Origin of the sequence: Pseudarthrobacter sp. R1, from assembly GCF_024494415.1 — a bacterium.
In the GTDB taxonomy this organism is placed as follows: Bacteria; Actinomycetota; Actinomycetes; order Actinomycetales; family Micrococcaceae; genus Arthrobacter.
In genome coordinates this window covers 220758-238166 of record NZ_JAMKFI010000008.1, presented here as the reverse complement: position 1 = coordinate 238166, position 17409 = coordinate 220758, and the positions used below count along the sequence as shown (strand labels likewise).

23 protein-coding genes are annotated in these 17409 nt (G+C 63.7%); 15 read left to right on the top strand and 8 right to left on the bottom strand.

Translation table 11 applies throughout. From position 1 onward, the window contains the following. The first annotated feature begins 141 nt into the window (after window positions 1-141). From M8J71_RS11880 to M8J71_RS11865, 4 genes are all read left to right on the top strand, one after another. Entirely contained in the window at window positions 142-1329 is a 1188-nt protein-coding gene (locus M8J71_RS11880; protein WP_256248115.1) for a glutamate--cysteine ligase, read from the top strand. A 94-nt stretch (window positions 1330-1423) separates the two neighbouring features. Beyond that, complete coding sequence (locus M8J71_RS11875; protein WP_256248114.1) at window positions 1424-2143, top strand: GAF and ANTAR domain-containing protein; 720 nt, start codon at window positions 1424-1426, stop codon at window positions 2141-2143. A 16-nt stretch (window positions 2144-2159) separates the two neighbouring features. Beyond that, on the top strand, window positions 2160-2462 hold the full coding sequence (locus M8J71_RS11870) for a hypothetical protein (protein ID WP_256248113.1): 303 nt from the start codon (window positions 2160-2162) through the stop codon (window positions 2460-2462). Window positions 2463-2538: 76 nt separating this feature from the next. Beyond that, window positions 2539-2706 carry a hypothetical protein gene (locus tag M8J71_RS11865; RefSeq protein ID WP_256248112.1) on the top strand — a complete coding sequence of 56 codons (168 nt, stop codon included), beginning with the start codon at window positions 2539-2541 and terminating at the stop codon, window positions 2704-2706. Window positions 2707-2742: 36 nt separating this feature from the next. Here the strand turns inward: M8J71_RS11865 and M8J71_RS11860 are convergent, their stop codons facing one another. Together M8J71_RS11860 and M8J71_RS11855 are read right to left on the bottom strand one after the other, a co-directional pair. Continuing rightward, window positions 2743-3516: a GAF and ANTAR domain-containing protein gene (locus tag M8J71_RS11860; protein WP_256248111.1), complete on the bottom strand. Its 774-nt coding sequence runs from the start codon at window positions 3514-3516 to the stop codon at window positions 2743-2745. A 973-nt stretch (window positions 3517-4489) separates the two neighbouring features. Next, window positions 4490-5296, bottom strand: a complete 807-nt coding sequence (locus M8J71_RS11855) for a GAF domain-containing protein (protein ID WP_256248110.1) — start codon at window positions 5294-5296, stop codon at window positions 4490-4492. 165 nt (window positions 5297-5461) lie between these two features. On the opposite strand from M8J71_RS11855, the gene M8J71_RS11850 reads away from it, so the two are divergent. Both M8J71_RS11850 and M8J71_RS11845 read left to right on the top strand, forming a co-directional pair. After that, complete coding sequence (locus M8J71_RS11850; RefSeq protein ID WP_256248109.1) at window positions 5462-6217, top strand: SDR family oxidoreductase; 756 nt, start codon at window positions 5462-5464, stop codon at window positions 6215-6217. 126 nt (window positions 6218-6343) lie between these two features. Continuing rightward, complete coding sequence (locus M8J71_RS11845) at window positions 6344-7156, top strand: ANTAR domain-containing protein (RefSeq protein ID WP_256248108.1); 813 nt, start codon at window positions 6344-6346, stop codon at window positions 7154-7156. 112 nt (window positions 7157-7268) lie between these two features. Here the strand turns inward: M8J71_RS11845 and M8J71_RS11840 are convergent, their stop codons facing one another. Continuing rightward, window positions 7269-7757, bottom strand: a complete 489-nt coding sequence (locus tag M8J71_RS11840) for an Hpt domain-containing protein (protein WP_256248107.1) — start codon at window positions 7755-7757, stop codon at window positions 7269-7271. A 200-nt stretch (window positions 7758-7957) separates the two neighbouring features. On the opposite strand from M8J71_RS11840, the gene M8J71_RS11835 reads away from it, so the two are divergent. After that, a complete protein-coding gene (locus M8J71_RS11835; protein WP_256248106.1) occupies window positions 7958-8209 on the top strand; it encodes a hypothetical protein in 252 nt (83 codons plus the stop codon). Between the two features lie 65 nt (window positions 8210-8274). Continuing rightward, window positions 8275-8424, top strand: a complete 150-nt coding sequence (locus tag M8J71_RS11830) for a hypothetical protein (protein WP_163167246.1) — start codon at window positions 8275-8277, stop codon at window positions 8422-8424. A 515-nt stretch (window positions 8425-8939) separates the two neighbouring features. Here M8J71_RS11830 and M8J71_RS11825 read toward each other — a convergent pair. Next, on the bottom strand, window positions 8940-9356 hold the full coding sequence (locus M8J71_RS11825; RefSeq protein WP_256248105.1) for a hypothetical protein: 417 nt from the start codon (window positions 9354-9356) through the stop codon (window positions 8940-8942). A gap of 346 nt (window positions 9357-9702) precedes the next feature. Here M8J71_RS11825 and M8J71_RS11820 point away from each other — a divergent pair, with 346 nt between their 5' ends. Continuing rightward, the gene (locus tag M8J71_RS11820; protein ID WP_256248104.1) at window positions 9703-10434 is read left to right on the top strand and encodes a response regulator transcription factor; all 732 of its coding nucleotides are present in this window, start codon (window positions 9703-9705) and stop codon (window positions 10432-10434) included. 116 nt (window positions 10435-10550) lie between these two features. Continuing rightward, window positions 10551-11795: a sensor histidine kinase gene (locus tag M8J71_RS11815; protein WP_256248103.1), complete on the top strand. Its 1245-nt coding sequence runs from the start codon at window positions 10551-10553 to the stop codon at window positions 11793-11795. A 7-nt stretch (window positions 11796-11802) separates the two neighbouring features. On the opposite strand, the gene M8J71_RS11810 is transcribed toward M8J71_RS11815, so the two are convergent. After that, window positions 11803-11937 carry a hypothetical protein gene (locus tag M8J71_RS11810; protein WP_256248102.1) on the bottom strand — a complete coding sequence of 45 codons (135 nt, stop codon included), beginning with the start codon at window positions 11935-11937 and terminating at the stop codon, window positions 11803-11805. A gap of 134 nt (window positions 11938-12071) precedes the next feature. On the opposite strand from M8J71_RS11810, the gene M8J71_RS11805 reads away from it, so the two are divergent. The 4 genes from M8J71_RS11805 (at window position 12072) to M8J71_RS11790 (ending at window position 13419) form a co-directional block, all read left to right on the top strand. After that, a complete protein-coding gene (locus M8J71_RS11805; RefSeq protein WP_256248101.1) occupies window positions 12072-12569 on the top strand; it encodes a DUF2975 domain-containing protein in 498 nt (165 codons plus the stop codon). After that, a complete protein-coding gene (locus M8J71_RS11800; RefSeq protein ID WP_256248100.1) occupies window positions 12569-12805 on the top strand; it encodes a helix-turn-helix domain-containing protein in 237 nt (78 codons plus the stop codon). Before M8J71_RS11805 ends, M8J71_RS11800 begins: the two co-directional genes overlap by 1 nt. Next, the gene (locus tag M8J71_RS11795) at window positions 12802-12966 is read left to right on the top strand and encodes a hypothetical protein (protein WP_256248099.1); all 165 of its coding nucleotides are present in this window, start codon (window positions 12802-12804) and stop codon (window positions 12964-12966) included. The genes M8J71_RS11800 and M8J71_RS11795 overlap by 4 nt, the downstream gene beginning before the upstream one ends. A gap of 192 nt (window positions 12967-13158) precedes the next feature. Further along, the gene (locus M8J71_RS11790; RefSeq protein WP_256248098.1) at window positions 13159-13419 is read left to right on the top strand and encodes a three-helix bundle dimerization domain-containing protein; all 261 of its coding nucleotides are present in this window, start codon (window positions 13159-13161) and stop codon (window positions 13417-13419) included. Between the two features lie 42 nt (window positions 13420-13461). Here the strand turns inward: M8J71_RS11790 and M8J71_RS11785 are convergent, their stop codons facing one another. Next, entirely contained in the window at window positions 13462-14403 is a 942-nt protein-coding gene (locus M8J71_RS11785) for a lipid kinase (protein ID WP_256248097.1), read from the bottom strand. Between the two features lie 290 nt (window positions 14404-14693). Between M8J71_RS11785 and M8J71_RS11780 the strand changes: the two genes are divergently transcribed. Beyond that, window positions 14694-15038: a TfoX/Sxy family protein gene (locus M8J71_RS11780; RefSeq protein WP_256248096.1), complete on the top strand. Its 345-nt coding sequence runs from the start codon at window positions 14694-14696 to the stop codon at window positions 15036-15038. A gap of 54 nt (window positions 15039-15092) precedes the next feature. Here M8J71_RS11780 and M8J71_RS11775 read toward each other — a convergent pair whose 3' ends face one another. Both M8J71_RS11775 and M8J71_RS11770 read right to left on the bottom strand, forming a co-directional pair. Beyond that, window positions 15093-15908, bottom strand: a complete 816-nt coding sequence (locus tag M8J71_RS11775; RefSeq protein WP_256248095.1) for an MBL fold metallo-hydrolase — start codon at window positions 15906-15908, stop codon at window positions 15093-15095. A gap of 114 nt (window positions 15909-16022) precedes the next feature. Continuing rightward, the gene (locus tag M8J71_RS11770) at window positions 16023-17192 is read right to left on the bottom strand and encodes a glycoside hydrolase family 16 protein (RefSeq protein WP_256248094.1); all 1170 of its coding nucleotides are present in this window, start codon (window positions 17190-17192) and stop codon (window positions 16023-16025) included. Between the last annotated feature and the right edge of the window lie 217 nt (window positions 17193-17409).

Sequence of the window (17409 nt, the reverse complement as noted above, 5' to 3'; positions counted from 1 at the left end):
CTGTCCACGCGCGTAATCTTGAGGAATCAGCGGCCTGCTTACTGGGAGCGGCTGGTGAGGGCTCGTGCAGGAGGGCCGGTTGTTCCACCGTCATGTGAACCACGTGTCGACGGTTCGGATGCCATCCTCATTGGAACTGCATTGAAATCTTTAACAGATCAGCCCGGCATTCCACCCGCCGGCGGGCCTCAACGAACTTTCGGCGTTGAGGAGGAATTCCTGCTCGTAGATCCCGACACCGGGCAACCGGTGCCGGTGGCCGAACAGGCCCTGCGGCACGCTCCAAAGAATCCAAGGACCGGCCAGGGGCCAGTCCTGGCTTTGGAGGTCAAACAGGAGCAGATTGAGGTTGTTGGCCCCGTTTGTTCCACCTACCAGCAAATGGCGCAGGCCATCCGGCAGGGCCGGGCCATGGCCGATACAGCCGCCCGGGCAGTTGGCGCCAGGGCCGCGGCATTGGCAACCAGTCCCCTGGCGGCCACCCCGACGCTGGTCCCCGAACGGCGCTACCTGAACATGGCGGCCAGGTTCCACCTGACCTTCCGGGAACAGCTGACCTGCGGCCTGCATGTTCACGTCCACGTCACCTCAGGGGAGGAAGGCGTTGCGGTTCTGGACCGGATCCGCGTCTGGTTGCCTGTGCTGCTGGCGCTGAGTGCGAACTCCCCGTTCTGGCAGGGAACCAACAGCGGTTACGCGAGCTTCCGCTACCAGGCGTGGAGCAGATGGCCGACGGCGGGACCTTGCGAACAGTTCGGATCCTTACAGGAATACCGCCGTCACGTGCAGGAGTTGCTGGCGACCGGTGTGCTGCTGGACGAGGGCATGGTGTACTTTGACGCTCGGCTGTCCCGCAACCACCCAACCGTTGAGGTGCGCATCGCCGATGTCTGCATGGAGGCCGAGCACGCCACGGTCCTCGCGGCTGTCGCGAGGGCACTGGTGGAACGGGCGGCCCAGGAATGGCGGGCCGGAATGCCCGCGCCCCGCCTGCCGGCCGCACACCTGCGGCTGGCTGGCTGGATGGCCAGTGAAGCCGGCGTCGAAGGCAACCTCCTGCACCCCTTGCGGAATTCTCCGTGCCCTGCGACAGAAGCCGTGCAGGACCTCCTGGCGCATATCCGGCCAGTCCTCGCCAGTTTCGGAGACGAGGACCAGGTTACTGCGGGACTCGCCCACATCCTGGCCTCCGGTAACGGCGCCCACAAACAACGCGAAGCGATGGTTGCAAGCCAGAGCCTGGCCGCTGTGGTGATGGACGCCGTCGAACGCACGCATGCAGCAGCCGCAAGCCCGCACCGCCGTTTGCGGCACCTCTACGCCACCTGACCAGATGAGTGGAACGCGAAGACAATGTGTGCTGGGATGAAGTTAGGAAGCAGTTGGTCCACCAAGGGCCAAAACGCTGGGAATGGAGCCGGTCATGGACACTGAATTGCCGCTGGCCGACGAGCTGGCCGCGGTTTTTGCGCGGTTTTCCAACGTGCTCCTGACCGAGGAGACCGTTTCCAGCGCCCTGAAGCTCATCACCGAAGCCGCAGTCCTGGCAGTGAATGACGCCGCCGGAGCAGGCGTATCCCTGATGGATACCAACGGCAACCGCAGCAGCGCAGCTTCAACCAGCCCGATTGTGGCACAGGCCGATGCGCTTCAATACGAGCTTGGGCAGGGTCCCTGCATCAGCGCGTGGGCGTCGGGATCCCCGGTGGACATCGCAGACGTACGTACGGACTTGCGCTGGCCTGAATGGGGCACGGCAGCAGGCGATCTGGGCCTGCGGTCCTGCGTAAGCGTTCCCTTGCTTTCCGGGAACCTCGCTTTCGGTGCAATCAAGATTTACTGGGACAAACCCAAGGCGGCCTCGCACCGACTGATCCGGCTGCTGGAGTTGTTCGCGGCCCAGGCCTCGATCTTCCTGGCTAACGTGCAGGCGCGGGAGCGGGCCCAGATGTTGAGCGATGAGCTCAAGTCGAGCCTGGCGCAACGCGATGCCATCAGCACCGCCAAGGGGATCGTCATGGCGAGCCTGGGCATCGGCAACCATGCTGCGATGCTGCACCTGATGACCAAGGCACTGAACGAGAACCGGACCATGCTGGAAGTGGCAGAGGAAATCCTCAAGTCCACGCCGGGACTTGATTGATGACCGGGGGTGAACGATGGCCCTCCCTGGGGACGAGGACGAACAGCGCCAAGGATTCCGGTTAGCGTTCGAGGCTGCACCATTTACCCTTGAGCAGATTTGGATGAAGTACTTCGCCATTGGCGGAGGAGCCGGCATGACCGAAGTCCACGCCTACGTCCACGGTGCCCTGAGTCTTCCCCCCATTGAGCGGGATATGCTGGCGCACGCGCTGAACGAATCCCTCAACGGCCTTGGCGTCAATGGGCACCGCGCAGGCTACAGCCAAGCAATCTGCCTCACGTCAGACGAACCAAAATCAGACGAGGGCGAGAGCTGACGCCAGGGAAACGGCGTACGCTGGGGACACCAACTTCTCCAGGTCCTGACCCATCGCGGGTCGAAGGGTGGAACCGATGAAAGCGTTAGTCGTGGCTATTGTCGCCGTCGCCATAGTCCTTCTCATCGTGGGCTTGGCCGTCGAAACGCTGGGCTTCCTCCTGGGGGTGGCCCCGGTGCTGTTGATCGTTGCTGTCGTCCTGCTGCTGCTGAGCCGGTTCAGGGGACGCCGCATCCCCCGCTGACCGGGTACTGCTGGACCAGGAGTTTCCGCATTGGGTTCAGTTCGTGGCCGTTTGGGCAGGGTGGGGCTTTGAAGTTGCCCGGTCGAAGTGGGTTTGGGGTTTTTCGCCGGAAGCTTTGACCACTATTTCTTCGGCGAGATCGCGTAGTTTCTGGTTCCGGGTGCTTGAGGCCTTGGTCAGGATCTTCATGGCTTCGCTTTGGGTGCACCGGTTCTGGGCCATGACGATTCCGCAGGCAAGGTCGATGGCCGTCCGGCTTTTCATGGCCGTTTCCATGTCCTGGGCCACCCCTTGAATTGTTGCGACCTTGACGGCGAGCCGCACCGCATGGCCGGCGATCTCAGCGAACCCCGCAGCGTCCCGGACCGCGGCCTCGCTGAAGACGCCGGCGTGGGAGGCGAAAAAGTTCAAGGCAGCAGATGCCTCCTGGTTCAGTTCCATGGGTACCCCCAGGGAGCTGAAGCATCCGTGGTCCATCAACTGCTTTTGATACTCCGGCCATCGGGAGTCACTTCGCGTATCTCCCAGCAGGACTGAAGTCTGAGTCCGGAGTGCAGTCATGCAGGGGCCAGGGCCGGCGTAGTGCTCAATCCTGTCCAAGTCGATGGCCCTGGCGCTACTGCCTCCCACTGTTGCAGAGGCCCGATGACGTTTCAGGGTGACCCCGCACTCCACCGCGGTGCCGGCGCTGCGGCTGATGGTTGCAGCGGCAACCCCGGCAAGACTGGTGAGGAAATCGGACACCGAATCAGTACCGATAATGAGGTCCTGGAGCTGGACGAGCAACTCCTGTTCAGGGGAAGTGGCCATATCTCAACCTAGATCAATGCCAACATGGGCGACAATAACCTGCACGGTGCAAACCTGGTGGCACCACCCCTAAAGACGGGAAACACGCGCCGTCCCGTAATCCTCCAAGGCCCAGGCCAGGATCTTCAGATCAAAGGGGTCCAGGACGAGGAGCCCATGAAGGTAGGCGTCAAACTCCTCCAGCCCCGCCTCCCCCCCATTTGCCCTGTACCAGACCAATAAAGAGACAAAGTGACGAATGGCCATCGGGGACCAGAAACTGCGCCTGCGGCCGTGGATCTTGCATTGGAAAACCTTCGCTGCTGCCGCCGCCACCAACGCAAGGCAAGGCAGTAATTGAACGCCCCCGAACTGGAGGCGGGAAGAACCCGAGCACACTCCGGACATCCGGTTGGGTTGTCCTTCTGATATCCATCAAGGCCGCTGGCTTCATAACGGCCTGACAGAAAACGGGTGGACTCTCGAGCACCTGAGTTTCGCGAATCCGAGCCGTGGGCTCGACCAGTTTCCGCTCTCCTCCTGCCCATCATGGGCGCCTTTGCGCCAAATAGCCAGCCCGGCTGACTATCGGAGGACGAACCCGCAGAAAGCACGGCTTTGAGTACAAGTACTTACTACCCGCATCCCCCGAAACCACGTGGTCAGCAGGCGCGGAAACGAGTAACCAGTGCTGGCAGACACGCGCCTAAACTTAGCCATGGACGCGATCCCGGCGATAATTCTCATTCTGGGTGTGGCTTTCGCCTGGCTGGGTTTGGCGGTATTCCTGCTCCTCAGGTTGCGGCGCCGCAGGAGCGGATCGTCGCTCGTCGCTTCGGCTTCCCCTCCGGCTGGCCCCGACAGCACCCACCCCCACAAGCCTTGGCGCCGCCCCCGCCCGGTAACTGGCCAGGCCCCGGTGCGGCGGAGCAGGTTGAGCGTCAGGAAAGTCCGCGGGTAAAGCCAACAGCTGCCATAAGACGGGGGACAGGCGCTAAGTCCGCGCGTCGATATGGCTCTGGGCGATTGCCGCGAGTGTCCGAAGTACCTGCTGGTCCGATGGCGGGAAGGCGCGGGGTTTCTGGTCGATGATGCATAGGGTTCCGATGTTCCAGCCGCGGGGCCCGTGCAAAGGATAGCCCGCGTAGAAGCGGATGTGGGGCTCCCCCACCACAAGCGGATTGGACGCGAAACGCTCATCGGTGAGTGTGTCGTTGATGATCAGCATCGAATTCTGTTCCACCGTTGCCGCGCAGAGTGCGATCTGCCTCGGAGTTTCCTCGCGAAGCGGCCCGAACACAGATTTGAAGTACTGGGCGTCTTCGGCGATAAGTGACAATGACGCAGCACCTACATCAAAGTACTTCCTGGCGGCAGTCACAATGCGGTCAAACGCTTCTTCCGCGCCGCTGTGAAGCAAGTTCGTCTCGTGCAGTGATCTAAGGCGTTCACCCTCTGCTTGTTCTGGCGTGAGCAGAAACTTGCCCGCAGCTCCCAGCGCTGACAGCGACTGCTCACGGGGCGTCCCCTGGTCAGCCGCGTACTGCCTGGATCTTTCCATGAGGCCTGGTGAAGGAGCCAACTGCCGCCCCGGCGAGTGTCCGTTACCGGCACCATGGCGGCGTTGCGGTTTTGGCCAGGCCATGGACCCGTGAAGGTAGGCGTCCAGCTCGAACTCCGACCACCGGGATTTACCCGAATTGGCGGGCAGGAGTTTCCGGGGATCCACACCGATCGTGGCAGCGAGCTCCAGCCGCCGCTTCACCTCGTCATCCACGCCGTCCATCTCCAACCGAGTCATCAAACCAAGCATTCCGCAGCTGCAAACCCCATTTATAAGGCTACTTAGCACTTTACCCTTGTGGCTACCCCTCCGGCCTAATCCGCAGGGGCACCCCCGCTTCCGAAAAACTGACCATTGAGCGAAGACCCCTTTGTCAGGGACTGCGGGATTAGGATTTCTTCCATGAGGATTGCCGTTGCAGGGGGAACCGGTACCGTCGGGCGCCACGTGGTGGAGATAGCGAAAGAGCGCGGGCACCACGTCGTCAGCCTGAGCCGTTCGGAGGGCGTGGACCTGGTGAACGGCCGCGGCCTGGACCAGGCGCTCCAGGGCACGGAGACAGTCATCGACGTTTCCGGCATCCAGACCACGTCCACCAAGAAGGCAGTTGACTTCTTCACCAACGCCACGCAGAACCTGCTGGCGGCGGAGAAGAAGGCGGGTGTGAGGCATCACGTGGCACTTTCCATCGTTGGAATCGACAAGGCCACCTCGGGCCTCTACGCGGGGAAGCTGGTGCAGGAGGACGAAGTCAGGCACGGCGGCATTCCCTGGTCCCTCCTGCGGTCCACGCAGTTCCACGAGTTTGTCCCGATGGCGGTAAAGGCTGCCTCGGCCGGCCCGCTGGTGCTGGTCCCGAAGATGTTCACGCAGCCGGTCGCCGCCCGCGAGGTGGCAGCTGCCCTGGTCGCCGCAGCAGAAGCAGGGCCGAAGGGACGCCTGGCCGATCTCGGCGGCCCCCGCGGCGAACAGCTGGTGGACCTGGTCCGCGCCTACCTGAAGAAGACGGGCAAGCGGAAACGGATTGTCCAGGTGCCTGTTCCGGGCCCGATGGGTAAAGCCATGCGCAAAGGCAAGCTGATTCCCAAGGCGGGTGCCGCCGTCGGACGCCAGACGTTCCTTGAGTGGCTGGAAACGCAAACGCAACAAAACAGGTAGTCCCCGGCCGGCGCCGTCGGAAATTAGAGTACCGGCTACTGGTGCCCTCCCCTCGGGCCCGCCCGTAGATTCAAGGTGCAGACCGCGGACAATGCTGCGCGGGTGCGGAGCGAACGGGGGGTCTCGGTGACGATTCATGTGGCAGGCACCAGCGGCAGGGTGCTGAAGGCCGACGGCGGGAAGCAGGCGATGGCGGGCTCCCCCGCCTTGGAGCCCTGGCCGGAGCCGTCCGGGTTCCTACTGGACCTGGTGACGGACGCACACACGGATGTGGACTCCCTGCGGAGGCTGGCCGAAACTGCAGCTGTTGCGCTCACCGGCTCGGTGGGGGTTCAGATCGATTGCGCCGCCACGCTCGCCTCTGCCCAGCGCGCTCCCATTCGCGCGGCCAACAACGGCCGGGCCGCTTCCCTCGCCGCAGCGGAACAGGATTTCGACGACGGCCCGCTGGCCCAGGTGGCCGATTCAGGGATTCCCGTGGTGGTGGGGGCCGACGGCGGTACTCCCCTGCGGTGGCAGGCTTACCGGTGCCGGTTCCTCGACGCCGGCTACGGCGAAGTCCTCGCCGTTCCGGTCCGGCTGGAGGCCGGCATATCCTGCGTCCTGGCCTTCTTCGCCCCGCCCGGCGTTTCGTTCGCGCCGGAGGTGGTGGGGCATGCCACCTGGTTCGCCGGCGTGGCGGGGAAGAGCCTGAAGCTGGCCCTTGACGTGCGGAACGTGCGGGCAGCCGGGGACAACCTCAAGGCCGTCCTGGAAAGCCGCACCTCCATTGACGTGGCGTGCGGCGTGATCATGGGCCGGAACCGCTGTTCCTATCCGGACGCCTTCAGCATGCTTGCCTCTGCGTCCACCCGGCGAAGCATGCAGGTACGGGACGTGGCCGAGGGCATCCTCAAGAACATGCCGCGCGGCGCACCCGCCACCCGCTTCGTGGACTGAACCGGCAGCTTGGCGGCCAGCAGGATCAGAGCGGAACAGCTGGCCCCGGGGTAGATGGGGAGAAGCCGGGCGCAGCGCGAGCGGCAGCGCCGGGGGCCGCGTGAGCGGAAGCTCAGGGCTGGCCGACGACATCCCGCGGCTGCCTGGCTGTATCGAGGTGTGTCTGGAGAGCGTGGGAAGTCTGGCTGGCCCGTTGCTTGATCCTATACAGATAGTCCACCGCGAGCCGGGGCAGGGCGAGAGCTGGGTCAGCGATCCGGATACCTTCCCGCTGGGCTGCCTCAAGGTCGAGGGCGAGGGCAGCGAGGCGTTCGGCGCCCACCATCTGGCTAGCGGTCTTGAGGCTGAGGACCGCATCCCTGGCCTCAACAGCATCCCCGGTAGTCAACGCCACCCGCAGCTTTTCGATCCTCGAAGGCAGGGCGGTGATGAAATTCTCGACAAATACCCGCCAGACCTCGTACTCATGAAGGTCCTCGCGCAACTTCTCCAGCACAACATGGTCTATGAGGGGATGAGCGGATCCTCCGGCGCCTATCAAGGGGGACGTCCCGCCGGGCTGGGGGCAATTCACCTTGTGCAGTGGAGTGGTGGTGGTCATGCCTGGACTGTACGGAGCGGATGTTGGGGGAACCCTGCGGCCGCACCTTGTGGTTTCCTAGCTCGTCCAAGGTCTCCTGTTTGGCCCTGAAGCCGGGGACCCTGATATTCTGGTTGCTCGCTTGTTGTCCCGTGCAGGGCATCAAGTCTGACTGCTGTAGCCCAACGGCGGACCACTGCACCCTGCTGGGAAGAGCCTCAATGGCGCAATCACAGTTTGATCAGTTCCTCACGGAAGCCACCTACCGGGACCCCGAGTCCGGCTCGATCCTCAGCCGGGATGCCTTTTATGGCCTGTACACCAGCTGGTGCAACGTGTCCCAGGAAACGCCGCAGGCAGAGCACGTGTTCTGGGAGGCCATGGCGCAGCTCGTCGGCCCCGGTGACGAACTGCGCATGAAAGGCCCGGCGGCTGCGGATTACATCCTGGCCAGCTACCAGGCCGTGGTCTAAGCGGGCCACAGCGCAGTACTGACCCTTGCTCCCACCCGAAAAAGATAGACCGAAGGAAACAGAGCATGACCATCACCAGCAACACCACAGCGTCCAACGACGGACTTTCCCGCCCGATGAGCATCGAGGACCTCGACCTCACGCCCGCCGGCCTGGCTGACGCCCCCGCAAACGAACTGGACCGCGAAAGCATCGTGCACACCGGCAACAGCTGACATTCTGCAGGACCTTGCCAGGACAAGGGAAAGCCCCTCCTAGGAGGGGCTTTCAACGTAGTGGTCAATTGTCTTCTGGTATCGGTCAGCGGTGATGCACTCCCCCTTCCCGGACGCCCCCTAGCGCCCATCCGGACTATGACAAGTACTGACTTTAGTAACCCGAGCCCGGGTAGTAAAGGGTTTTGACGCGGGAAAAGTCCCATTGGAACCGCAAGTGCCACAGTTCCGGTGTGGACAGCCACACATCCCGGAACATCCACTTCCGGTAAACCGCCAAGCCCGTATTATTCATTCATGTGGACAAAACAGCACCAGGCTTTTTGCAGCAAGTGCGGCAGGGAGACCAAGCACGTAACGCACTACCAAAAGGACGACGTCGGCGGCTCCTTGGTTGCTGACGTCCAGTGTGCTGAGCACAGGGAATCGTCCGCGTACAGCAACCAGAGGATGGCAGCAGCGCCTGAACCGGCGGCCTGACCCCTTATGGGCCAGTGGCAGCATGACTTTTCGACTCAGGCCAGTCGCACGCCTCCGCGGCGGCTCTCATTTCGGGGTGCGGCAGAGATCCACAGCAAGGCGCCCAGCACCAGCCATGCCAGGCCGAAGGGTAGGACGAAAAGGACGCGCTCGTTCTGGTCATTTGCTCCCAGCACAAGCAGCGCCGAGACAGTCAGCATCACGCCGGCCCAGGCGGGCAATGTCCGGGCTACCACAAGGCCTATTCCCAGGACGGCGTAAGCAAGGACGCCCACGACCGTCAGGGCAAGACCAGCAAAGTACAGGGCCGACCCCATCAGCACGAAACCGAAGAACATGGCGCTGGCCGCTACCAAAGCGGCGACTCGTACCACACGCGCCCCTGCCGGGTGTACCGCGCGGACACCAAGGGTCGCCCCGATAACCAGGAGCAAGCCTGCAACGAACAGCAATCCCTCCAGTGCGCCCGCGGACCTGTAGGTTCGCCCTACGCATTCCTCCGCGATACATCCTGGCGGTTGCATTGCCTGCACTATCCCGTAGGCCATCAGGCATAGACCGCCCACCCCACCGGCGACGGCACTCCCGCGAATACCAGCGGTATCCAAGCGCGTCGGCTCAGTTTCTTCATCCTGCGCTTTCATGGCGCTCCCTTTCCTTGTGATGTGAATCCAGCTTGCCCTTCCCTGAACGATGACCGCGTCCACCACCGGTTCGACTTCCTGCGCTACATCTCCAGGTGGAGCAGCCGGCTGTTGCCTACTGACAGCGGGCAGGGCGGAGAGGATACTTTCGGTCATGGGCGATGAACGGTGGGCCTATGCATCGGCGCATGAGCCCGGTTCGGAAAGTGTGCCAAAGGTGCGCATCGTCCTGGCCGATGACGAGCGGCTGATCCGCGCAGGACTATCGCTGCTGCTTGCCGCCGAACCGGACTTGGAAGTGGTGGGCGAAGCTGCGAACGGGGCCGAGTGCCTGGCGATCGTCGCCACTACGCGTCCGGATGTGGTCGTCATGGATATCCGGATGCCGGTCATGGATGGCATCGAGGCGACAACCCGGCTGACCTCAAACGAGTTCCACACAGACAACGGGCTTCCCGCCGTCCTCATCCTGACAACCTTCAGCGAGGACCAAAACGTCACCACCGCCATGCGGGCCGGGGCTGCGGGCTTCCTCCTGAAAAACTCGGCACCGCAAACGCTCGCCACTGCTATCCGCGCTCTTGCGAAAGGCGAAGGATGGCTGGATCCGGCGATAACCAGGTCGTTGCTGCGCCACTTCAGCTCCAGGAGTTCCGACGGCCAGACCGTTCCTTCCGCGGACATCGCTGTCCTGACTGCCCGCGAACGTGAGGTTCTTGGGGCCATGGCCATTGGACTGAAGAACGCCGAAATAGCGGGCAAGCTTTTCCTCAGCGAAACGACCGTCAAGACGCACGTGCACCGCATCCTTCTGAAACTAGGCTTATCAGACCGTTCCCAGGCTGTTGCGGTGGCTTACCGCTCAGGGCTGGTCCGTTCCGACTAACCGGCTTCCTTCCACCGTGGGGTGGAGACTTGGGCATCCATCGCCAGAAGGATGCGGATCAGTGAACTATCCGGCAAAGTGAGGTCGGGCCGAAGATGGGCATCAAGGAGTCAGCAATGATGTCACAGGAAAAAAGTGCTCTTATCCTCGCCCGCCTTGGCGGAACCCCGGAACTGCCCATGCCCGCCCGGAGCGACGTTCTCACGGCGGGGGCTGCTGCCGCCTTGGACTTTGGAGCATTTATGGCTGCATGGCTCAGCGGCGATATGCCGCAGCCGCCGTGGCTGGTTCTCTTGTACACCGCGGCAATGGGCATGTTCCTCGCGTGGCGGCATCACTTTCCGCTTTCGGTTTATGCACTGACGCTCCTGCTTCACCTGGCCTTTCCCGCAGTTGCACTGAATTATCATGCCCCCTTGGACCCTTCCCTCGGCGCCACCTACTTGTCGATGGCTCAGCTCTACACCCCTTGGGTGGTCCTCCTCGTAGCCCTAACCGCCGTGGCGACGGATCGGCCGCTGCCATGGTCGGCCACGGCGGCCGCGGTTGGCTTTGGTGCTTGGACCGGGCTGACGATATTGAACGGCCTCTGGGACGTGCCGAACGTATTTCTGGTCCAAGCCGCGATCTTTTTTTCGGCATGGCTTGTAGGCATAATGGCCGGCCGCAGCGGCCGTCGTATTCAGACCCTCGAGAAGTCCCAGGCTGAAGCTCAGGCAGCCATTTCGAGAGAGCATGCACTCATCGCTTCCGAACTGCATGACATCGTTTCGCACGCCGTGACAGTGATGACACTGCATGCTGCAGGAGCCCGCCGAATCATCAAGGGTGATCCTGAGCGGGCTGCGCAGGCCCTGACAGTCATCGAGGCAACCGGGACGCAGGCAATGGACGAACTGCGGAGGATGCTCGAAGCCCTGCGGGCCGGGATCAGCCCGTACCCGGCGTCGTCTTCCCTGGCGGGCATAGACATGGCCGAGCCGCTCCTCGAGTCGCTGCGGGGAGCCGGCTTCGAGGTGGAGTGGCGCGTGGAAGGAACGCCGCAGATGCTGGCGGACAGCGTCAATCACACCGCTTACCGGGTGGTCCAGGAATCCTTAACGAACGTGGCGAAGCATGCCGGGGCCGGAGCGCACGTGGAGGTGTTCCTTCACTGGCAACCGGGTTCACTGGCCATGGGCATTGCGGACGACGGCGGCCCTGGGCGCCGCCCGGAACAGGAACAGCAAGGTTTCGGCTTGATTGGCCTGCGGGAGCGGGTGGCGATAGTCGGCGGGAGCCTCGTATACGGCCCCACGGATTCGGGCTTCCAGGTCCAGGTCGAGCTGCCCCTGGGGATCGCGCAGCCCGATCATTCGTAGGTGCCCGCTAGCGAGTCAGGGCGAACGCGGCCACCGCCAGGACAATCAACAGGACGGTGCCAAGGATGGCGAGCTGCCTGCCGCCCCCTTGTGCTGGCCCTGGCCCTCTTCTACGCCCGTGCTTGCGGATTACGTCTGTCATGCGCCGACTCTACGCAACCCAACCCGCCGGCACCCGCGTATCGCCTACTCGTTTTACTAAACCCGGACTACGCGGCGGCCGCAGCACTACCGCAATATATTTACTTTCGATAGAAACCAATTGATTGTTGAGACATGAGTATTGTGAGTCGATTGGTCCTCCCGCTTCGGGTCCTGCTGGTGATGGTGTTCCTTGGGCTGTTGGTGGCCCAGGTCATGTCGTTCCCCGGTGAATTCCTCTTCACAACAGAGGAGGGGCCGGGAATGGATCCCTGGCGGTGGCCGCTGCTGTTGTTCGCCGAATTGGAAGCGCTGTGCCTGCAGGTTGTCATCGTGTGCATCTGGCGGTTGCTGACCTTGGTCCAGCGCGACCGGATCTTCACCCCGGCCTCGCTGCGGTGGGTGGACGTGATCATGTGGACGTTCGTCGCTGCATGGCTGCTGCTGGCAGCATTGGCCGGCTCCCTCATCGTGTACATCTACTTCACGCCCGAACTGCGGGACCCAGGGACGCCCGCCATGCTAATCGGCATCACGCTGATCTTTGCAGTGCTGGTCCTGCTGATCGTGGTGATGCGGGACCTGCTGCGGCAGGCGACGGCACTGCGGACTGACATGGAAGGGGTGATCTGATGGCCATCGTGGTGCGCATCGACGTCGAACTGGCCAAGCGCAAGATGAGCGTGGGCGAGTTCGCCGAGCGCGTCGGGATCACGCCGGCCAATGTGGCCGTGCTGAAGAACGGCCGGGCCAAGGCGATCCGCTTCAGCACCCTGGACGCGATGTGCCGGGTGCTGGATTGCCAGGCGGGCGACCTGCTCGAGTGGGTAGCCGACGATGGTGCCGGCGACGGGACGGAGAAGCGATGAGGTTGCTGGCCGCACTCCTCGCCGTGGCGCTGGGCGTTGCCGTCTTCGTGCTCGGCGGCGCTGATGACTCTCCGGGTCTGCAGGGTATCGGGGCGGTGATCGTAGCCGGCGCGGCCGTCCTCCTCGTCCGGGACGTGCGCCGGGATCGCCACCGGCTCTAACCCGCAGCAGGGGGCCGTGGGAGCGGCTGCCCTCGAAAGCCTGTCAAAGCCATAGCCGGCTGGAAGTCTGCGGGTATCCGCAGACTTCCGGCATTTGCCTTTCTTCCCTTGTCCACGTTCGTAGGATTTAGCCATGCGCCGGTTCCGGAATGTACAGGTGGTTGCTGGCTCCCCTTCGGTGAAGGAGTGGTAATGGTTCTCAGGGAAACTGAAATCCGGGCGCTCAGGGCTGTGGTGGACCGGCTGGCCCGGCGCTTCCCTGATCAGCCACGCTCCGTCATCGAGGACGTGGTTGCCTACGAACACAGCCTTTTTGCTGAGTGCCGCGTTCGGGACTACATCGCCATCCTCGTTGAACGGGCCGCAAAGCTCAGGCTTGCTGCGCCGCCAGTCCTGACCCCGCAGGTGGATGCAACCAATGCCCCCGGCGGGACTCCTGTCAACGCCTGGTAAGGCTTTAACGTACGGGGCACACGCGGCCGCCGGCATACGTCACTAATCAGCTCCGCCGTCGAACCGCGCACTGCTACTGCCCTCCGGGACCACAACGTGCACAACGTTGCGCTCGATAGTGAAATCGGCGGGCGTGGCGGTGACGATCTCGCCGTCGAGGTTCACCGGCATGGGCGGCTCGGTAACCAGCCGGACACGCCGGCTGGTGAGGTGATAAACCCCGTCGCGTTCCACAAAGCTGCCGTCCTTCAGCAGCCGTGCGATCCTCACGTGCTCCCGCAGCGGTGCCCCGGGGATGGCGTAGATATCAAGGGTGTGATCATCTATTCCTGCCGTCGGCGAGACCGTGTTGCCGCCGCCGTAGTGCCGGCCGTTGCCCACTGCCACCTGCAGCATGTCCTCGAGCTCCAGGGCTTCATGGTCCCCCTCGGGGAACTCGAGACGGGCCCGGAACGGCCTGTGCCGGGCGTAGGCTCGCACGGCAGCAACGCCATAGGCCACCGGCCCGAGATACCGCTTCAGGCGGGGGCTGAGGGTCTCGGTGACACCGACCGACAGGCCAACCGAAGCAACGTTCAGGAAGGGCTGGCCGTTCGCCCGCCCCAGGTCGATGTCCACCACCTTTCCGTCCGCGAGGACAGCGCAGGCCGCGGCAAGATCGTTCGGTATCTCGAGCGTGCGGGCAAGATCGTTGGCGGTTCCCAGTGGAAGGACGCCGAGCACGATTCCGGTCCCTGCGAGCCGGCCGGCGGCGTAGGACACCGTCCCGTCACCGCCGCCAACAACCACCAGGTCGTGCCCGTCGGCCACCACCCTGTCCAGGGTTCCGGCCAGCTCTGCACCGGACAGCACGCGGTGCACGGATGTGACGGGCAGGCCCGCCCTTCGCAGCTTGTCCACTGCAACGTCCGGCGCCGCCGCTGCCAGACGGGCCCCGGCGTTTATCACCACGGCAGCGGAGTACGCCTCTCGGGCAAGCTTCATGGGGAACATCCTAGGCTGGGTGGGCTGGGAAATCCCTGAGCCGCCAGGCGGAAGGTTCGCACCGGGCAACGTAAGGCGTACGACGGCGGCGCGCGGCCGCCGTCGTACGCCCCTGCTTCCCGACGTGGCTGGGACAGGAGTGAGCCCGCAAGCTAGTGCCGCAGGATACTGCGGCCGTAGGATCTAGAAATGCTCACACGAGTGTCACCGCTACCGAGGGAGCTATCCGTGATCGGCTACGCGCTTACCCTGCAATACGGCGGGCAGGACAACACAGCGGGACGCGGGCAATGACAGCGGCGGCGCCGAGCCTGCGGGACGCCCTCGCGCAGAGGCTTCGAGACCTGCTGACCTCGTACCAGAACGTTCGTGAAGTGCGCATGTTCGGCGGCCTGTCCTTCATGGTGGATGAGCGCATGGCCGTAGCCGCCGGCCGTAACGGCGACCTGCTGGTACGCACCGATCCCGCCATGTACGGCGACCTGCTCAAGCGAGGCGGAGAACCGGCTTACATGGGCAAGGATCGACCGATGGGACCCGGATGGCTCACCGTGCCGTACGAACGGATCCAGGACAAGGCGGAACTTGAATACTGGCTCAAGGTGGGCATCGATTCCCGTAACGCGTCGAACTGATCGTTCAGCCGCGGCAGTACGCAGGAATGGCGGGCGGTAAGGCCCCATCGCCGCTTAGTGCTCCCGGCGGGTCTCCTGCAGCCGCTTGATGAACCAGCGCGACTGCTCCGGCCCGTAGGGCAGGACGGGAATCGCCTTGGTCGCGTCGGAGGGGGCTTCGCGGATGGAACGCTGGGCCTGGCGTACCGCCGTCGTCATGGTGTCCGCCATGGTCTTCACGAACTGGTCGCTGCAGGGTTTGCCGTGCCCGGGGATCAGGGACTCGTAGCGGTGACGCAGCGCTGAGATGTGCCGGAGCGCGTCCGCCCATTCCTCCGGGTAGGAGTCCTCGAAGGACGGGTGGGCACCCTGCTCCACGAGGTCACCGACATACAGGGTAGTGGGCGTGCCCACCAGCAGGTCGCCGTCGGTGTGGCCGCGGCCCAGGTGGAACAGGGTGGCGGTCAGCCCGCCCAGGTCCACCAGCACCGGCTGGTCCTTCACGATGGCATTGGGGACCACGAGCTCCACGTCCTGGCCCTCGCCGGCTGACATCTCCGGTTCCAGCGTCCCCACGAAGCGGCGCTGGAGGTCCCCGCGTTCATCGATCTCCCGGGCGCAGTTCTGGTGCGCCCAGAATTCGGTGACGCCCTCTGCCGCGAACACGGCGTTTCCGAAGAAGTGGTCGTAATGGGCGTGGGTGTTGACGACGACGAGCGGCAACTGAGTCTTCTCCCGCACCGCGTCCAGGATCTCCCGCCCCTGCCGGGGGCCGCAGCCGGTATCGATCACCATGGCCCGCTCGGATCCGACTATGAGTCCGGTGTTCAGCAGCGATCCTTCGGTAACCAGCACATGGTTGTCCGCGCCGACTTCGAGCCATTCCGACATTGTTTCTCCGTACCTCCGGCAAAGCAGTGTTCGTTCGTCCAGGCGTCGATTGTACCCACTGGCCCTTGGAGTTCCCGGGATGACCGCTGTTGCTGGTGCAGGAGTGTCCCGGGGCTAGTTCCTCGCCCAGATCGCTACCCAGTCGACGTAAACATGGCCGCTGGTCTCGGGTGCCGGGCAGCCTGTCAGGCACGACTCGGTCTGCAGGATGTAGCGCATCGGCTTGTTCGGGACCATTGACGTTGCAACGCCGATGGACTTGCCATCAAGAAAGAATTCGATGCGGCCCGGACTCCACTCGGTGGTTGCCACATGCCAGTCCGTGAAGGGAACGTTGGGACGAAACACGTCGAATTGGTGGTTGCCGTCCCGGATGCCGTGCAGGGCGGCGTAGATGACTGAGGCGAGGTCCCCTTCCGGGAAATCGATCTCACCGTCCTGCGGCCACTGCTTGCTCACGGGCCAGAGCAGCCAGGCTACCTTGAAACCCGGGAGGGAGTCGGCTTTGAATCGCACGGAGTAGCGCCCGTAAAGCTGGCTGTTGTAGGGCGGCACGGTGGCTCCTGCGAATCTCGGGGAGGGTGCCGCACCCATGGAGACACCGTTCTCCGTGCGCAGGAACATGTCCAGGACACCGTCGTGGACACTCAGGACCTTTGACGGGTAGTAGCCGGACGTTCTCTGGCCCTTTTCCTGCGCCTGGGCATGGGTGTCCGGTGTGCCGTCCTTATAGGTCTCGTGCCATCTCGAACCGTAGATGCCGGGAAAACCGCCAAGGGGCACGTCCCCGTCCGTGAAGTCCTCCACAAAGACCTGCTTCCAGCCGGGCAGGTCGCCCGCCGGCAGGGATTGGTCGAAGGACGAAGAATTGGGTTTCGGAGCCGGATCAGAGCCGCCGTCCTTGGTCGGCTCCGGGGAGGCGGTTTCGGCGGTGGCTTCCGGAGTCCCGGCCTCGGCACTTGGCTGCAGAGAACTTGGATCAGAAGTTGGCTCCGGAGAAGGGGCATCCGTAGTGGGCTGCGCAGAGCGAGTTACCTGGGTTACTGGCTCTCCTCCGCCGCCTCCTCCTTGGCCTTCAGCAGCTTGGGTCCGCGGGGAAGTTGCAGCGACGCTGAGCGTGCTAATGGCGACCGCCAGGGAAACGACCACCAGGACGGCGCCGCCGGCCCGCGCACGTGTCTTGATCGCTTCGGAGGGTGTCGTTTCCTCCTCAGGGACAAGATGCCGCGTTGTGCCGTGTCCGCCCATCCAGGGAAAGAGGGAGTTGCGAGGCCTGTTTGCCATGGTGTCCTCCCATCGTGGTGCGTGGGGGACTTGGGCAAGAACGGAGCGCCCGGCCTCATCCCCGTCCGTTCAGCCTAAGAGGGGCGCCGCAGCAGGTCACGAGTACCGAGTACTCATATTGAGATTCAACTCCCACCCGGGTACTTGTTTTTTCCGCACGCAACAAGGCGGCGCGCGGCCGCCGTGGTGCTAGCCGCGAGGCCTGGCGGGGACGGAT

What these genes read in the sequence shown, in the direction of transcription:
- M8J71_RS11830 (WP_163167246.1), top strand. Translation starts at nt 8,275, where the DNA reads ATGACCATCACCAGCAACACCACAGCGTCCAACGACGGACTTTCCCGC.
- M8J71_RS11860 (WP_256248111.1), bottom strand. Translation starts at nt 3,516, where the DNA reads ATGGCCACTTCCCCTGAACAGGAGTTGCTCGTCCAGCTCCAGGACCTC.
- M8J71_RS11835 (WP_256248106.1), top strand. Translation starts at nt 7,958, where the DNA reads ATGGCGCAATCACAGTTTGATCAGTTCCTCACGGAAGCCACCTACCGG.
- M8J71_RS11820 (WP_256248104.1), top strand. Translation starts at nt 9,703, where the DNA reads ATGGGCGATGAACGGTGGGCCTATGCATCGGCGCATGAGCCCGGTTCG.
- M8J71_RS11775 (WP_256248095.1), bottom strand. Translation starts at nt 15,908, where the DNA reads ATGTCGGAATGGCTCGAAGTCGGCGCGGACAACCATGTGCTGGTTACC.
- M8J71_RS11790 (WP_256248098.1), top strand. Translation starts at nt 13,159, where the DNA reads ATGGTTCTCAGGGAAACTGAAATCCGGGCGCTCAGGGCTGTGGTGGAC.
- M8J71_RS11850 (WP_256248109.1), top strand. Translation starts at nt 5,462, where the DNA reads ATGAGGATTGCCGTTGCAGGGGGAACCGGTACCGTCGGGCGCCACGTG.
- M8J71_RS11780 (WP_256248096.1), top strand. Translation starts at nt 14,694, where the DNA reads ATGACAGCGGCGGCGCCGAGCCTGCGGGACGCCCTCGCGCAGAGGCTT.
- M8J71_RS11805 (WP_256248101.1), top strand. Translation starts at nt 12,072, where the DNA reads ATGAGTATTGTGAGTCGATTGGTCCTCCCGCTTCGGGTCCTGCTGGTG.
- M8J71_RS11875 (WP_256248114.1), top strand. Translation starts at nt 1,424, where the DNA reads ATGGACACTGAATTGCCGCTGGCCGACGAGCTGGCCGCGGTTTTTGCG.
- M8J71_RS11785 (WP_256248097.1), bottom strand. Translation starts at nt 14,403, where the DNA reads ATGAAGCTTGCCCGAGAGGCGTACTCCGCTGCCGTGGTGATAAACGCC.
- M8J71_RS11810 (WP_256248102.1), bottom strand. Translation starts at nt 11,937, where the DNA reads ATGACAGACGTAATCCGCAAGCACGGGCGTAGAAGAGGGCCAGGGCCA.
- M8J71_RS11795 (WP_256248099.1), top strand. Translation starts at nt 12,802, where the DNA reads ATGAGGTTGCTGGCCGCACTCCTCGCCGTGGCGCTGGGCGTTGCCGTC.
- M8J71_RS11865 (WP_256248112.1), top strand. Translation starts at nt 2,539, where the DNA reads ATGAAAGCGTTAGTCGTGGCTATTGTCGCCGTCGCCATAGTCCTTCTC.
- M8J71_RS11855 (WP_256248110.1), bottom strand. Translation starts at nt 5,296, where the DNA reads ATGACTCGGTTGGAGATGGACGGCGTGGATGACGAGGTGAAGCGGCGG.
- M8J71_RS11800 (WP_256248100.1), top strand. Translation starts at nt 12,569, where the DNA reads ATGGCCATCGTGGTGCGCATCGACGTCGAACTGGCCAAGCGCAAGATG.
- M8J71_RS11815 (WP_256248103.1), top strand. Translation starts at nt 10,551, where the DNA reads ATGATGTCACAGGAAAAAAGTGCTCTTATCCTCGCCCGCCTTGGCGGA.
- M8J71_RS11770 (WP_256248094.1), bottom strand. Translation starts at nt 17,192, where the DNA reads ATGGCAAACAGGCCTCGCAACTCCCTCTTTCCCTGGATGGGCGGACAC.
- M8J71_RS11870 (WP_256248113.1), top strand. Translation starts at nt 2,160, where the DNA reads ATGGCCCTCCCTGGGGACGAGGACGAACAGCGCCAAGGATTCCGGTTA.
- M8J71_RS11840 (WP_256248107.1), bottom strand. Translation starts at nt 7,757, where the DNA reads ATGACCACCACCACTCCACTGCACAAGGTGAATTGCCCCCAGCCCGGC.